At 44.0% G+C, this 14,436-nt stretch carries 15 protein-coding genes, 1 pseudogene and 1 other annotated feature; of the genes and pseudogenes, 6 read left to right on the top strand and 10 right to left on the bottom strand.

Annotation, left to right across the window (positions count from 1 at the left end; translation table 11 throughout):
* Positions 1–20 precede the first annotated feature (20 nt).
* Both KSP24_RS10270 and KSP24_RS10265 read right to left on the bottom strand, forming a co-directional pair.
* Positions 21–698: a peptidylprolyl isomerase gene (locus KSP24_RS10270; RefSeq protein ID WP_013369710.1), complete on the bottom strand. Its 678-nt coding sequence runs from the start codon at positions 696–698 to the stop codon at positions 21–23.
* A 330-nt stretch (positions 699–1,028) separates the two neighbouring features.
* The gene (locus KSP24_RS10265) at positions 1,029–1,286 is read right to left on the bottom strand and encodes a YqkE family protein (RefSeq protein ID WP_013369713.1); all 258 of its coding nucleotides are present in this window, start codon (positions 1,284–1,286) and stop codon (positions 1,029–1,031) included.
* Positions 1,287–1,422: 136 nt separating this feature from the next.
* On the opposite strand from KSP24_RS10265, the gene KSP24_RS10260 reads away from it, so the two are divergent.
* Complete coding sequence (locus tag KSP24_RS10260) at positions 1,423–2,655, top strand: MFS transporter (protein ID WP_064962446.1); 1,233 nt, start codon at positions 1,423–1,425, stop codon at positions 2,653–2,655.
* Between the two features lie 87 nt (positions 2,656–2,742).
* Complete coding sequence (locus KSP24_RS10255) at positions 2,743–2,922, top strand: aspartyl-phosphate phosphatase Spo0E family protein (RefSeq protein ID WP_013369715.1); 180 nt, start codon at positions 2,743–2,745, stop codon at positions 2,920–2,922.
* A gap of 67 nt (positions 2,923–2,989) precedes the next feature.
* Here the strand turns inward: KSP24_RS10255 and KSP24_RS10250 are convergent, their stop codons facing one another.
* Positions 2,990–3,892 carry a DMT family transporter gene (locus KSP24_RS10250; RefSeq protein WP_040101971.1) on the bottom strand — a complete coding sequence of 301 codons (903 nt, stop codon included), beginning with the start codon at positions 3,890–3,892 and terminating at the stop codon, positions 2,990–2,992.
* Between the two features lie 155 nt (positions 3,893–4,047).
* Here KSP24_RS10250 and KSP24_RS10245 point away from each other — a divergent pair, with 155 nt between their 5' ends.
* Positions 4,048–4,908 (top strand): TrmB family transcriptional regulator, encoded by an 861-nt coding sequence (locus tag KSP24_RS10245; protein WP_013369717.1) that lies wholly within the window; start codon positions 4,048–4,050, stop codon positions 4,906–4,908.
* Positions 4,909–5,046: 138 nt separating this feature from the next.
* Here the strand turns inward: KSP24_RS10245 and KSP24_RS10240 are convergent, their stop codons facing one another.
* Together KSP24_RS10240 and KSP24_RS10235 are read right to left on the bottom strand one after the other, a co-directional pair.
* Positions 5,047–6,129 (bottom strand): bifunctional 3-deoxy-7-phosphoheptulonate synthase/chorismate mutase, encoded by a 1,083-nt coding sequence (locus KSP24_RS10240; RefSeq protein WP_216975060.1) that lies wholly within the window; start codon positions 6,127–6,129, stop codon positions 5,047–5,049.
* 84 nt (positions 6,130–6,213) lie between these two features.
* Positions 6,214–6,487, bottom strand: a binding site (T-box leader).
* A gap of 368 nt (positions 6,488–6,855) precedes the next feature.
* The gene (locus tag KSP24_RS10235) at positions 6,856–7,116 is read right to left on the bottom strand and encodes a hypothetical protein (RefSeq protein ID WP_013369720.1); all 261 of its coding nucleotides are present in this window, start codon (positions 7,114–7,116) and stop codon (positions 6,856–6,858) included.
* A 183-nt stretch (positions 7,117–7,299) separates the two neighbouring features.
* Between KSP24_RS10235 and KSP24_RS10230 the strand changes: the two genes are divergently transcribed.
* Both KSP24_RS10230 and KSP24_RS10225 read left to right on the top strand, forming a co-directional pair.
* Positions 7,300–7,587: a hypothetical protein gene (locus KSP24_RS10230; RefSeq protein WP_013369721.1), complete on the top strand. Its 288-nt coding sequence runs from the start codon at positions 7,300–7,302 to the stop codon at positions 7,585–7,587.
* A gap of 132 nt (positions 7,588–7,719) precedes the next feature.
* A complete protein-coding gene (locus tag KSP24_RS10225; RefSeq protein ID WP_216975059.1) occupies positions 7,720–9,609 on the top strand; it encodes an ATP-binding protein in 1,890 nt (629 codons plus the stop codon).
* A gap of 99 nt (positions 9,610–9,708) precedes the next feature.
* On the opposite strand, the gene KSP24_RS10220 is transcribed toward KSP24_RS10225, so the two are convergent.
* The 4 genes and pseudogenes from KSP24_RS10220 to KSP24_RS10205 all read right to left on the bottom strand — a co-directional run.
* Positions 9,709–9,945: an NHLP leader peptide family RiPP precursor gene (locus tag KSP24_RS10220; protein ID WP_216975058.1), complete on the bottom strand. Its 237-nt coding sequence runs from the start codon at positions 9,943–9,945 to the stop codon at positions 9,709–9,711.
* Positions 9,946–10,020: 75 nt separating this feature from the next.
* Complete coding sequence (locus tag KSP24_RS10215) at positions 10,021–10,956, bottom strand: hypothetical protein (protein ID WP_216975057.1); 936 nt, start codon at positions 10,954–10,956, stop codon at positions 10,021–10,023.
* 178 nt (positions 10,957–11,134) lie between these two features.
* Positions 11,135–12,172 carry a polysaccharide deacetylase family protein gene (locus KSP24_RS10210; protein ID WP_419185403.1) on the bottom strand — a complete coding sequence of 346 codons (1,038 nt, stop codon included), beginning with the start codon at positions 12,170–12,172 and terminating at the stop codon, positions 11,135–11,137.
* Positions 12,173–12,277: 105 nt separating this feature from the next.
* A pseudogene (locus KSP24_RS10205) lies at positions 12,278–12,763 on the bottom strand (glycoside hydrolase family 11 protein); the annotation flags it as partial.
* 333 nt (positions 12,764–13,096) lie between these two features.
* Between KSP24_RS10205 and KSP24_RS10200 the strand changes: the two are divergent.
* On the top strand, positions 13,097–13,573 hold the full coding sequence (locus KSP24_RS10200) for a hypothetical protein (protein WP_216975056.1): 477 nt from the start codon (positions 13,097–13,099) through the stop codon (positions 13,571–13,573).
* Positions 13,574–13,623: 50 nt separating this feature from the next.
* Here KSP24_RS10200 and KSP24_RS10195 read toward each other — a convergent pair whose 3' ends face one another.
* Positions 13,624–14,118 carry a hypothetical protein gene (locus KSP24_RS10195; protein WP_216975055.1) on the bottom strand — a complete coding sequence of 165 codons (495 nt, stop codon included), beginning with the start codon at positions 14,116–14,118 and terminating at the stop codon, positions 13,624–13,626.
* Positions 14,119–14,436 lie beyond the last annotated feature (318 nt).

Genomic DNA, 14,436 nt, shown 5'->3' with positions numbered 1-14,436 from the left:
ATCCCGTTTTGAAAGACAGGTTATTTTACTTTGACGGGTTCTGGATATTTTTTACCCAGCGTATCTACAGTAACTTTTTTCATTGTAGCTGGTTTGGTAGGTTTGTCATTGCTATCCCGTTTGGAGTTGACGATAGCGTCGACCACGTCCATTCCGGACGTTACTTTACCAAAAGCGGCATATTGACCGTCGAGGTAGTCCGCATCGGCAACCATGATAAAAAATTGCGATCCGGCCGAATCCAGATCCGCCGAGCGGGCCATGGATAATACGCCACGTGTATGTTTGAGTGTATTGTTAACGCCGTTGCTCTTGAATTCCCCTTTGATACTGTAGCCGGGGCCGCCTGTACCGTTACCTTGCGGATCACCACCCTGAATCATAAAGCCTGGGATGACGCGGTGGAAAATGGTACCGTTATAAGCTCCCTTTTGCACCAAGGAGATGAAATTGTTAACCGTGTTCGGTGCTACTTCCGGATACAGCTCAAGCTTGATTTTCTTGCCATCGTTCATGACAATCGTGACAACTGGATGTGAAACAGTCTTGCTTTTGTCTTTAGTTGCAGCGGGCGTTGTAGTGCTTGTCCGGCTTGCGGCTTCCACATCGGCCGCTTTTGTGCCACATCCGGCAACCAGCACGAGCATGATGGCTAGCAGGCACAATGTGTACCATGGGCGTATCGATTTTCGGTTCATTAATATTCCTCCTGAAAGGTTGGATGGTGTAACATCCTAATTTATAGTTTGGGGACAGCGCAGAACACTTTTCCATTTACTATCATACCTTTTTTGCTGGGGATAAGGAAATACGGGTTTGAAAGCCGTATTCTTGACCCATACTGCTGCTATTCCCAAGGAAAGGGGCAGGATCATGATGGAGGTAGACAAAAAACTGGCTAAAGGTCTCATATGGGGTATGGCGTTCAGTCTGCCGGTTTGGGTAGGGGTGCTGTATTCAGTACAACATATTCGTGACTGGCTATAACATAAAGTGTAAAGATAGGCCAAAACCGCAATGGTTTTGGCTTATTTATATTTGTGCCAGTCCAAATCGCTGTTATTCAACAGGTGTTCAAAGTTGTTGTCCAGCTTCTTTTGTTCAGCTTTTTTTGCTTCGAGGGCACGTTGCCGTTCGTCTTCTTTACGCTTGTCCTGTTCTGCTTGCGCTTCATTGGCTTGAGCCTTAAGCTTGTTCAGCACGTCCTGACTCAACAGATCCTTTAACGTAGCAGGTTTGTCCTGAGCCGCAGGAGCAGCGAAAGACGAATTTCTCTTTTTAGCCATGTCATCATCTCCATTCCATTCCATTCGATTATATCAGCTTCTTCGTGGTTGTTCCACGATGAAAGGCTAAGGTCTACGGTAGACTTTTCTAATTTAGAGGGTAATAATGGAATGAACAGAAGGGACGTGTGGCAGCATGCATCTATATTGGAAGCGAAACCTGATTGTTTTGTGGATCGGAGTATTGTTTTGCAGCATGGCCTATTCCGTGTCGATTCCGTTTTTACCTATTTTTCTGAATACGGAATTGGGAGTTAACGATCATCTGGAACTATGGTCGGGGATTGCCTTTGGAGTTACTTTTTTAGCGAGCGCGTTGATTGCTCCGTTTTGGGGTTCGCTGGCAGATAAGTATGGGCGTAAGCCGATGTTGATTCGATCAGGCTTTAGCCTGGCTGTATTGTATCTGGTATGTGCTTTGGTGACAGACCCATATGTATTTGTAGGAGTTCGCTTGTTCCAAGGACTCCTCTCCGGATTTATTCCTGCGGCGATTGCGCTGGTCGGGACGGGCTCGCCTGAAGAAAAAACGGGCTACGCCCTTGGCATTATGGCGACTGCTGGAGCGACGGGCAGCATTATAGGGCCGCTGATTGGCGGTGTGGTGAGTCATTATTATGGCAATCGGAATGCCTTTTATTTCTCTGCGGCTCTTGTATTGGTATCTGCGTTCATCGCGACATTTGGCGCTAGAGAGGATAGCTTCAAGGGCACCAGTACCCGCTCGCATGTTCGTGATGATATCAAAGAGGCTATTGCTAATCGGCCGTTGTACTTTTTGCTTATTCTGGCTGGATTAAGTACCTTTTCCGTCATGATCTTGGAACCGTTAATTACGGTGTATGTGCTTGAAATGGGCGTGGATCGCAGCCATGCGTCTTTAAGTTCCGGGATTGTATTCTCAGCTGTAGGCATTGCGGCGGTGCTGATGGCTCCCCGATGGGGCCGGATTGGAGGGAAAATCGGCTTTGCCCAAGTGCTGCTGATTGGACTGATCGGTTCGGGAATCGGGAACATCTTGCAGTTTTTTGTAACCAACTTTGTTGGTTTTGGTGCGCTTCGGTTTGGATATGGATTGTTTTATGCGTCTGTCATGCCGGCGATCAATGCAATGACTGTGGAAGTCACCAAGCCGGAGTTTCGCGGACGAGCCTTTAGCCTGAATCAATCAGCTACCCAGCTCGCGACGATGGCGGGACCGCTGATTGGCGGCATGCTTGGTAGCTGGATGCCCATTCGCTGGATCTTCGTATTAAACGGTGGCATCTTGCTGGTTGCAGCGTTGTTGCTATGGGCGAAGGGAAAAAACGTTTTCCCGATTTCAGCCAAAAATAACGCCACCGAGCAGAATATTCATTCTGCCGGATAGGCCAACTAGATAATTATCCCAAACCCTTATTTTTAGTATATTATTCATAACCCTTTACACTGATCATATGACAGGGAGGGATATATTATGATAAGAGACGACATTTTGCGTCAACAGCTTGAGAATGCTCGTCAAAAGCTGTATATTTTGCAAGCAAAACATGGTTTTAATCATGCTAGTGTGCTCAAACAGTCTGTAATTATGGATAACCTCATCAATCAATATAACCACCTTTTTTATATAAAAGAAAAAAAGCCGACTGCCTAGATATAGCCGACTGGGCGAGAACTTTTAGAAAGGCCACTCGCCCTAGTATTGTAGGACTGCAATATCTTTAGGTACGGCTTGTTTGGTGTGCACTCATCAAGACCCCTAGAATAACGACCAAACCGCCAATGATTTGGCGCCATGTAATCGTTTCGTGCAATAGTAAGACAGAGAACAACACCCCAAATATCGGAACCAAGTTCATTAAAGAAACGGAACTGCTCGGTGACAGCTTGATTAATCCGTAATTATAAAGCAAAAATGCGATAACAGAGCAGAACACCCCCAGATACATGAGCAACATAAACGATCCCGTTGTCGGAGCCTGCCAACTATCCTTTTCCAATAAGGCTAACGGTATGAAAAAGATACTACCTGCAACGGTTTGATAAAAAGATAACGTCACCGGCGGATATTTGTCCACAACCTTGCGCGTCATGAAAGTGTAAAACGCCCACGCAAATCCAGTTCCAATCAAGATTAAATTTCCGATGAGTTGATTCTTACCATCCGAGCTTTCGCCAACTGAGGTTAAGAAATATACCCCGATCATGGCCAGTGCTATGCCGCAGATTTTATATTTGGATAATTTAACTTTATACAAAATAAATTCAAGCAGCGATGTAATTGCCGGATACGATGCGACAATTAATGCTGCGTTGGAAGCGGTTGTCAGGCTAACTCCTATATTCTCCATTGCAAAATAAAGAGTGATTCCAAGAACCCCACTAAACGAAATCGTAGCCAAATCCTTTGGCTTTACTTTGACATGTTCTTTTTTGATTAGCAAAACGATACCTAGTACGATGGAAGCTATGATAAATCTGGATAGACCCAAGGTAAGAGGAGGGAACGTCGTATAGGCTGCTTTGGTGGCAATAAACGATGTGCTCCAGATCAATAGCGCTAGAATCGTAGAAGTATAGTAAATCCGGTTGCTTTCGCTGTGATGAGCTATGACTTTGTTCAAGTTGTATCCTCCCTGAGTTCATCCCCTATGAAAGTATCATAGTAGCTACTATGGTTACTACTATGAAAATGCTACTAAAAAGATAATTTGTATATCAGTTTTTGTCAAGGGGAAGTGATATAGTAAGGAAGAACATGAATTGAGGAGAAGACGTCATGAAATCAAAACCAAACATATTAGAAATTCTACGTGATTTGAATTTTAGTGAATATGAAGCCAAGGCTTATGTGACTTTATTGGAAAGCTCTCCACTTTCGGGATATGCCGTTTCATTGAACTCTGGAGTACCGAGATCCAAAATTTATGAGGTTTTGTCGGGGATGGTCAACCGTGGGGACATCATGGTAAGTCAAGAAAATACACCTCTGTATGTGCCGCTTCCTCCACATGAATTGATTGCCCAGAGAAAACGCAAAGCAGAACAGATTTTTAATGTGGCGCAAGAGAGTTTGGAGCAGTACACAGCATCGTTTCAAAATAGAGAGAATATTTGGAATATTTCGGGTTATGAAGCCATTATCAATCGCATCAACGAAGGTGTGAAGGGAGCAAAACACCGAATTTTACTGGAAATTTGGAAAGAGGATGCCGAAGTGTTCCGGGATGCCTTAGAGCAAGCTGCTCAACAAGGAATTGAGGTGATCCTTGTAGCATATGGTGATCTTAACTTTGATTTTGCTACTGTTTACCGCCATGATATGAGTGAGGAGATTACGTCCGAAATCGGTGGTCGGTGGATTGTGCTTAGCGTGGATGACCGGGAGGTTGTAGCTGGCATACTTTCACTTGGTGATGACAGCCGCGCTGCATGGACGCTACACCCAGGCCTTGTAATGCCGATTACGGAAGTGATTATTCATGATATTTATATCATGGAAATCCTATATGAGTTCCGTGAAGAATTGGAGGCAAAATTCGGCCCTAATCTAATCCATCTTCGCAATAAATTTGCTATGGGCCCGAATGGAAAAGGATATTATGTTCCTTTGACTGAAAAGAGCATTAAACGTGTATAGAGATTGTTTGAGGTCCGATATGCAAAAATAAAAAGGCCCATGGAGTATTTTCCATGAGCCTAATTTATTGAATGCTGTGTTTAGGATGATAACCACTATGGCATTCTTTTTATTGAAGGTTTAGGCATAAAATTGATTTTACGCTTTGAATAAACCGGATTCTTTGACTTCAGACAGGAAGTTGTGGAACTCAGGTATGTTCAGCTGTTGCTGAGCATCGGACAAAGCGACTGCCGGGTTCGGGTGAACTTCTACCATGATGCCGTCGGCACCAGCTGCCAGGGCAGCCTTGGCACAAGGAGCCAGGATGTCCTTACGTCCTGTAGAGTGAGTTACGTCCACCAGTACAGGCAGATGGCTTTCCTTTTTCAAAATCGGAACAGCGGAAATATCCAGCGTGTTACGTGTCCATTTTTCATACGTACGAATACCGCGTTCAATCAGCATGACTTGTGTATTGCCACGGGAAACGATGTATTCAGCAGCATGAAGGAACTCTTCCATTGTGGCAGCCAATCCGCGTTTGAGCAAAACCGGAGTTCTGGTTTCACCCGCAGCTTTAAGCAATTCAAAGTTGTGCATGTTGCGCGCGCCAATTTGAATGATATCGATGTATGGGATGGCTTCCTCCAAATGTCTTGGATCGACGATCTCACTGATTGTAGCCAGCCCGAACTCGTCGCCAACGCGTTTGAGAATTTGCAGGCCTTCAATACCCAGCCCTTGGAAATCATACGGAGATGTACGCGGTTTGAACGCGCCACCACGCAGAATCGGCACACCGGCTTCCTTGAGAGCCGCACCTACCTCGCGAGTTTGTTGGTAGCTTTCCACCGAGCAAGGACCTGCAACCATGATGGAGGCTTTGCCACCCACCAGTGTATCTTTAACCTTGATAACTGTGCTATCCGGCTGATTTTTGCGGCTGACAATCAGATGTTTTTTGTGTTCTTCTTTTTGATAGTTCAGAGAAGCCTTGAAAATATTTTTGAACAGCTGGCGAATCGTAGCATCGTCGAAAGGTCCACGATTAGCTGCGATCAGCTTGTCCAGCATTTGTTGCTCGCGCACTGGATCAAAGTCAGGTACTCCTTGAGCTTCTTTCAATTTTCCTAGCTGTCCTGCCAGTTCAGCGCGTTGGGACAGCAGCTCCAGCAATTGCAAGTTTGTAGCATCGAGCTGTTCCCGCAACAGCTCCAAAGAATTTTCATTGATTGACATACAGTACACCCTTCCCGATTTAAAAATTGTTTTTCTTTCAGCCCATAGACTTTTTGCAGAAAATAACACAAAAAGGCACTCGTCGCAAGGGACGAATGCCGTGGTACCACCCTAATTACAGAAGTATACGTGCAAGTCGTCAACGTCATTCAATCGACGGCAGTAACCTCTGAGCTTGATGCCCGTAACGGGGGCTTCCGGAAACCTCTACTGCGGTCAAAGGAATGAATCCTTCTGTCGTCGGTTCAAGGCTCGACTCGGGAGTGAATTTCAACGCGGGATTGCGGTACGCTCTCAGCAATACATACCTTTCTGTGGGAATCCGATGACGCTTACTTGTCTCCGTCTATGTCTTTGTTCATGGTATTCAAAAGATTTGACCTTATTTTAAACAAAGTGGATGCAGAAGGCAAGCCCTGATTTCCGATTCTAGTTTTTGCATTCCCTATCTGTGCTATCATCTTGCTTGATCTCTGGGTTCGGGCTTCGCTGATGCGACTCCTCGTGGGTTATCTTCTATGCCATCGTCCGTATGAGTCTTGTCCGCAGTCCTGCGGTCATCCTCTTCTACAGGATTCAAGGTTTTATAGCGTTTGTACTCCATATCAGCTTGAGACATCGGATCTTTATACATAGGAGATTAGTCAACTCCTTTCGGTATATACACTTCATTACCCGCATAGCAAGATGAGAAACCGCTTTCTTATCTCCTATAACATGCAGTAATTAATCCAGAATATCGTCACTGTCCAGTTGCTCTTCTTCATCCCCATCGGTACCGTTCAGCAAATCTGTACCATGCAGGAATTCAGCAGGCGCAGAGGGATCAACAGGACTGTTCGGTGTCAGTTCATCGGCATCAGGTACGTCCTCCAGAGGAGTATCAGGCCCCTCGATCAGATTCTCCCAGTTTGTTTCTGCATTTTGCAGGGAAGGCTCAAAATCATGATCCTGTAGCTCAGTCTTTTGATTGTCGCGATTTGCCATCTAACTCAGCTCCTTTGCTTTTTGTTGCTTATTTCGACCTTACCCAAACCGCAGAACGGCTAAACTTAGAGTTAGTGTGTCTGTAAAAAGTTAAAATCATGCGAATAGGGATATGCTCTTTCCCAATAAGCGTTTTTTTGGTAACTGCTGTGATATGATAAAGAGGAGTTGGAGGGATATGAATTGGAATGGTACATGTTTGGTCCGATGATTAGTCGAATCCGAGTAGGTCAAAAGGCATCTACCCCAGGCTATTCGCGTACCGTTATTCGGCGTCCGGATGGTTTATACTGGACAGACGGCGGACAGGCCGGAAAAATAGTAGAAATACGCGATTATTTATTCTCCGATATTTGGACGATCTATGAGGATGAAGAATGTGAACCTTGGATAGGGCTTAGAGAGCAGATGGAGCAACGCGAACAGGAAATGATCATTAACCAATATGAAGATTTTACAAATAATGATTAAAAAGAACATGATACCCTTATTTTGAAGAAGGTATGAACATCATCGTATAGAATAATATAGTTTCAGGAAGATAAAAATGTTAAAACATATACAAATTTGTAAATCCTACTACGTAACTTTGAGGTGCTTAATATGAGGCATGTGCCCAAAGCTGTCGCCGCTCTGCTAGCGGTCATTGTGATACTATTGTCGCTGGACCACATCGGCTATGCGGCCAAAATGACCCCGGAAAGGGAGTATAAGATACCCTCCTGGGATATGAGATGGGGAGCAGAAGACGAGGATGGCTCTTTAGATGAGGTAACTGATCACAGTAAGGTCTGGATGCATATTGAAGATGATACACAGCTGCTCAAGCAGCCGGGCAATAGAGGCACCGCCTGGATTCGTATTAAGCTACCTTCGTTAAATGATGAAACACCAGCGGTGCTTTTTGAAAATATTTATGGCAGGCACATTACGCTGTATAAGGATGGCACCAATTTTTATGAATCGTACCGTGGCTATAATTATGAGAATAATCGTATTCTGATTCCGCTGAAGCCAGAAGACAGTGGTAAAACATTATACATATGGACGGAAAGCAGTAAAAATAGACTGGGCATTATCGGAAATGTGATGACTGGTGATTATCGTGACTTGTTGGGAAACTTGGTCAGAATGGATGTCTTGGATATTGTACTGGGCAGTACATTTATCTTTATCGCCCTGGTGCTATTGATCTGCTCGTTTTTCCTGTTCCGTCCAAGTATGGCCATGTGGCTGTCCCTAAGCGCGATTGTATTGTCGATCGGTCTGATGATTGTAACGTATTCACCGTTTTTATATACGTTCTATCGCGGCTATGGCAAGCTGTATTTACAACTTTTTGATGTGGCGCTATTTATTCTGTTGCCTTCATTAGCCTTCTTTTTTGAGCAAAATATCAATTCAATTTTACTGATTCGGAAATTCAGAAAATTGTTAACCGCCTACTCTTTGTTCTGCTTCATCATCATGATTGTGAATTTAGGAGCACAGGAGCGACTCAACGATGTATATTATTTTTTCAGTGTAATCGTCCTCGGTATATTGCTCGTAGCTTTGATGGTACTTTTGGTATTTGCTTCGATTCGCATGGCGCTTAAGGGAGACCACGAAGCGATCATTTTATCGACAGGCTTTGCATTTTTTGCAGTCATCACGATCGCAGAACTCAGCTGGTTCTTTATCCGGGACGGACACTACAATATGTTTTTATGGAAATGGGGCGTGTTCGGTTTTGTCCTGGCATTGATTGCGATCTTGGGCAGAAGGCTGGCGGAAAAGCACAAGCAAGTGGTTCGGTATTCCAGAGAACTGGAGATGTTCAATAATGAGCTTCAACGTTCAGAGAAAATGGAGATTATTAGCGATTTGGCTGCATCTGTAGCTCATGAAGTGCGCAATCCGCTTCAGGTTACACGTGGATTTCTTCAATTGATGAGCAAGCAGGAGGATGGTAAGAACAAAGACTATCTGCATATCGCTCTGGAGGAGTTGGATCGAGCGTCCGCGATTATTACTGATTTTCTGACTTTTGCCAAGCCGGAGTTTGACCATACCAAAACGTTGACCATATTGGATGAGTTCAAACATATAGAAGGAATTATCAGTCCAATGGCAAATCTGCAAGGTGGTAAAATTTCACTGGATATTCCCCAGGAAATCAAAGTGCGCGGGAATTCCTCCAAATTCAAGCAGGCATTTATCAATATTATCAAAAACAGTATTGAAGCGCTGCGAGAACAGGGACATATTCATATATGGGCTTATGTGGATAATGGAGAAGCAGTCATTCATATTCGGGATAATGGTGAAGGGATGGATGCTCAGACCTTATCCAGACGAGGTGAGCCTTATTTTTCGAATAAGACTAAAGGCACGGGTTTGGGGATGATGGTGACCTTTCGGATTATTGAAACGATGAATGGTAAAATATCTTTTACAAGTGCAAAAGGGGTGGGAACAGAAGCGACCATCCGCTTCCCCGTAGCCGGATAACATCCGGCTTTTTTGCGTTCGGAGAAAACGGAGGGAAGCTTGCTGAGCCCACCCGCTTGAGATTAAAAAGTATAGATTAAATAAGCTACAAGAACCAATCTACCACATCGCGCGAGGTTTCTGGGATGCAGCGATCACGCCTGAAGGGTTTGGAGGGATAACCAGATAAAATTGATCAGACGTTTCCTCTACCGTTTTGATTTGGATATGATCGGGGATCACGACTCCTAACACATCACGAATTGCAGATTTGGGATCTGCCATCAGTTTCTCTCTGAAACTGGCATCCTCCCAAGCTTTTTGAATGACTTGTGTTTGAAGAACTTCAGTAGCCATCAAAAATCACCCTCTCATTCAATTGGTTATAATTACCTAGTCAGTATACCACGTAAGACTCAGAAAAATCTAGCATTATTTCATATTTTTGGAGAGCCAATAATCAAGCCCGCCTCTTCGCAAATGTGAGCGTCCGCCTTCAATTTCTGCTGCCTCTTCGCTGAGCTCTGTTGCGATGGAATGTGCGAACCTATGCAGACCATGGATGGAAGGCTCCATCGTCTCTAGCTCCTGGACTGCTTGATTCGCAATGTCCACATAGCCGGCGAGCGCCCCGCGTACATAAATCGCTTCCTGAATTTGTTGTGGTCCTAGTCCTTCACAGTACGCCGTCTTTTGTTCGGCGCTGATATGGGACAATAGGCAGTTATAGCTATGTTCCACCAAGTCTTCTGACCAATCTGCCCAATCATCCGACATTTGGAGCACGAGCAAGCTCAAATCTGTCATATGGGTAACAGTCTGAATCAGATCGGCATGACCTGCGAGCAATAAGGCACCCGTCCCGGCCATTTTTAATGGGCTGGCTTTTAGTGCGACCTTATTTCTTTCACCTTGAAAATAGTCCTCTGTTCCTTCGGATATCACACTAACGGCCCATTCGTCCACATACGTCCGGGCATATGACCAAAAAGGAGAGGTTGCCGGAAAAAGCTCCTGATAAATGTTTAGACACTCGGTATAGAAAAGCTGACTTAAGGCAAGTTGCGTTTTACGGTTGTCTGCTGCTGTGTCCATCACGTCGTCTTGAATTAAATAATGAGCCATGACGAACACGTTGCCGAGTGACAGCTTGCGACATGTTTCGGGAGACAGTCCGGTCAGTTCCTGCAGCCAAAATGGAAGCAAATAGCATATGTAATTACGCGTACTGTCTTCCCGCAACGGATTAAACCGCGCCAGGTAGTCTAACCCCTCTTGCTGAAAGGGAACCGGAAATGTGGCCGTCCGTTCCTCCGCTTGGCGGAATACCTTTTCCAATTCTTCTTTGTATGCAAAATACCATTCCATGGCTACCACCCGCATCTCTTATGAATGTTTTTGTAGCGACTTCTAGTTGTTACCCGTCATTATATAAGAGATTGCGATATTGCAATATTATGTTATTTTTACATTGAGAATTATGTGAAAAAGATATCAACAAAAATCCCGGTCGGGAAGATCCCGCCGGGATTTTGTTTTTTTAAAATTAGATGATCTCCAAATAGTCAAGATAAGCATCCCATGTCCCATCATCGGCTGTTACAACAAGCTCAATCTTTTGATTTCCGGTGCCATGGTTGACATTTTTTAAAGTATAGACCGCAGGACTGCTCCCGCCGAAGTAGAAGGTACCCTTCGTTTGTCCACCAATTTTCAAGTCAACTTTGGCCATGTTGGAATTATTTGAAGCACCCCGGAGTGAAAAACTATGGGTACCGCTGGTGAAATTCTGTGTAAATTTCACCGAATCATTGTTCGTGTATAAAGCCACTCCGTTGAACGGCGAGCTGATATTTGAAGTGTACTGACCGCTCTTCGTCATATTTACTGCTTCGATTTTTGTGCTCGTGTTTGGCGGTGTTTCGTTGTTTTTGCCGTCAGGCGCTACCGCCCGGCCATTGCTTGGAGAGATCATACCAGAGCAAAGGTTGCGGTTTTTGAGATTCTGTGCGATTTGTGGGATCGCTTGGAGCGTAGTCTGATACTGATCGTGCATAAGGATCACATCGCCGTTTTTAAGTCTGCTTGCGGCAGCTACGATCTGTGCGGTAGAGGCGCCGTTCCAGTCCTGGGAGTCAACGTTCCATAACACTTCGGTAAGACCGTTTTGGTTCTCAATGGATTTGAGGGTTCCATTGGTCTCGCCATACGGAGGACGGAACAACTTTGGTGCCGTGCCAGTAATAGACTGTATTGTTTGCTGTGTGCGTGTAATTTCCGATGACATCTGTGATGCGCTCAGTTGCGTCATATGCGGATGTGACCATGAATGGTTACCGATCCACATGCCTGCTGCTTGTTGTTCACGTACGAGCGAAGAATTATTCTGCGCGTTTTGTCCAAGATTAAAGAGCGTTGCGCGTAATCCGTTTTGCTTCAGGGCACTAAGCAGTGCTCTGGTATTAGAGGGATTGGGGCCATCGTCAAAGGTTAACGCTACATAACCGTTCGAGCAATCAGCCGCATGCGCCTGATTGTTGGAGATTACCAGCGACCCTGTGAATAAAGACACGGTGATTGACATAATCGCCGTCCATTTTCCTAATTTAGCTATAGACAAGGTTCTTCCTCCTAACAATTTTAATAAACAGTAAGGTTAGTTGATTTTAGAGTCGTTCCGCCCTTAGGATTATCTGTCGTTAATCGTAATGGTATTATTAGTTACATTGGCACTGACGCTGCTTCGGCATCCCTCTACAGTAAGTGAAGTTTCATACATCATGCCCATTTTCATGCCCATGCTTTCCCACTTTTTGAAGTACTCGCTGACCGATATGGTTCCACTTGTGCGTTTGGATGTCCGGACACTCCAATACTGTTGAAAAGTTGTAATGTCTCCTTTAATAGAAGGCTGGTTAACCCGAGTGGTTTCATAAATATCATATGTTCCCCCGTCAACGGTAAAGGTGCCCTTTGGTGTTGCACCAGGTGGACGCCAGCTTCCCCAGCTATCGACGATGTAATATTCTACGAGCGGGTCAACTGCCCATCCATAGACGCATAAATAAGAATTACCATTTGGTTGGTAGTTGGCGCTGTAGTTTACAGAAATATTTCCGATTTGCTGGTGTGTCTTGGTTTCGTCGAATTTCTTGCCTTTACGGAATAATGCTGACTGTGATGCAATGCATTCTGTAGTAGCTTGATACAACATTTATTTCCAAAAATATAGTTGTAATCGATTACAAATTAATATTATCATGTTACCCTTCATATTTAACCTGAAAAACTTCAAGTTATATTGTAGAAAGTTTAGTTGTTTATTTTTGCTCACTCTACACGATAGGGTTCTCAAGGAGCGCGTGAAGATCGAAGGTTGGGTGTAATTGTGATAGCAATGCTCATGAGCTCTTTTTCCCGTCTTATGGTTACTTAACAGGCGAAATACGAATAAAAAAAGCTGAAAGAGAAAATATAGATGAAAAAGGGTGAAAGGAGGGTCCACAACATGAAAAAACAATGGAAATTGACCGCTGCTATCCTATATGGAGGAGTAATGATGTTCGGTGCTACGAGTGCCGCAGGAGCATCCAGTATGGAATCAGAGCATTCGTTGCAAGCTCTCACTCCCAATAATTCAGTCCAAGGGGAAGCCCAACAGTGGAATGTTGAACCACAGGACGATCACGGGCACGGACATGTGCACAGACATAGACATGGCAAAAGGCCTGGCGGCTTGAATCACCATCTCAACGAAAAAGTAGCTAGGCTGCTGGGGATCACACCTGTCCAGTTAGAGAAAGAGCTGGGACAAGGGAAATCGTTGGCCGAGGTGGCTAAAAGCAAAGGCATTCGAGAGGATCAGCTTATTGATAAATTGAAGAATGAAATGACCGTGGATTTGAAGCGGATTGTGAACCGTAAAGGTCCGATTACATTTGACCGTAAATCTGGAACTTCGAATGAAGCTCAATTGAAGCGATAGTCTGGGAGTAAAATTGTTTTACAATAAAAAAGGATGGGGAGAACCCATCCTTATATTTCAACTTCCTTATCATTTACGATGTCATATTTAGTTACTTTACCAGTGTATTTATCTACATAATAGAATCCATAAGTTGCAATGTGATCAGGAAAATCTTCGTAAGCTCTTAAAGAGTATTTTGTTCCTTCGATCCCTTCAACCATTACGTGTAAATTATATTTAGTAGCTTCGTTTTTTATTTTATCCAAAAGAATAGTGATTGCTTGATTTTCTATAATAATATTTTGCTGTTTCCCTAAATACAGTTTATTACCCTTGATGCTGATTGGTCTGCTTTCGGCAGTTCCAATATCCTTAACAGAGATGTACGTGTTTCCATTGTAAATCAAGCCCTCGGCAGTATTCTTTTTTGTACCCTCTAAAAATACATCAAACTTTTTCACAACAGCATTTACACTTGTTCCAGATGCAGCCATTGCGGTTGCACCCGTAATCATCATCCCTACGGTTAAGCCCACGAATAGCCCCTTTAATTTGTCATTCATTCTAATTACCCCTTTTATGTATGTAAATTTATTTATTAATAATATCCCAAATACCACCATGCATAAAGTGATTGTTGTGAGGAGAATCAGCTATCTTTAAAGAGCTTAAAAAAATCAATGGTTTCATTAAAATCTTCATCATCCGTATAAATGTTCATGACCTTGCCTATTTCGATTGCAAAATCTACATACTTATTGGGTTTAGCAGATATGATATTCTTGTGTATTTCCAGGCCCGATGGATGACTCACATGATTTTTAGGAGAAACACCTGCTAGCTCCAATAGTTCCGTGGCAGAACAAATGGTCGCGATCACT

This window comes from Paenibacillus sp. AK121 (genome assembly GCF_019042715.1).
In the GTDB taxonomy this organism is placed as follows: domain Bacteria; phylum Bacillota; class Bacilli; order Paenibacillales; family Paenibacillaceae; genus Paenibacillus; species Paenibacillus polymyxa_C.
This window is presented reverse-complemented; position numbering and strand designations above follow the sequence as displayed.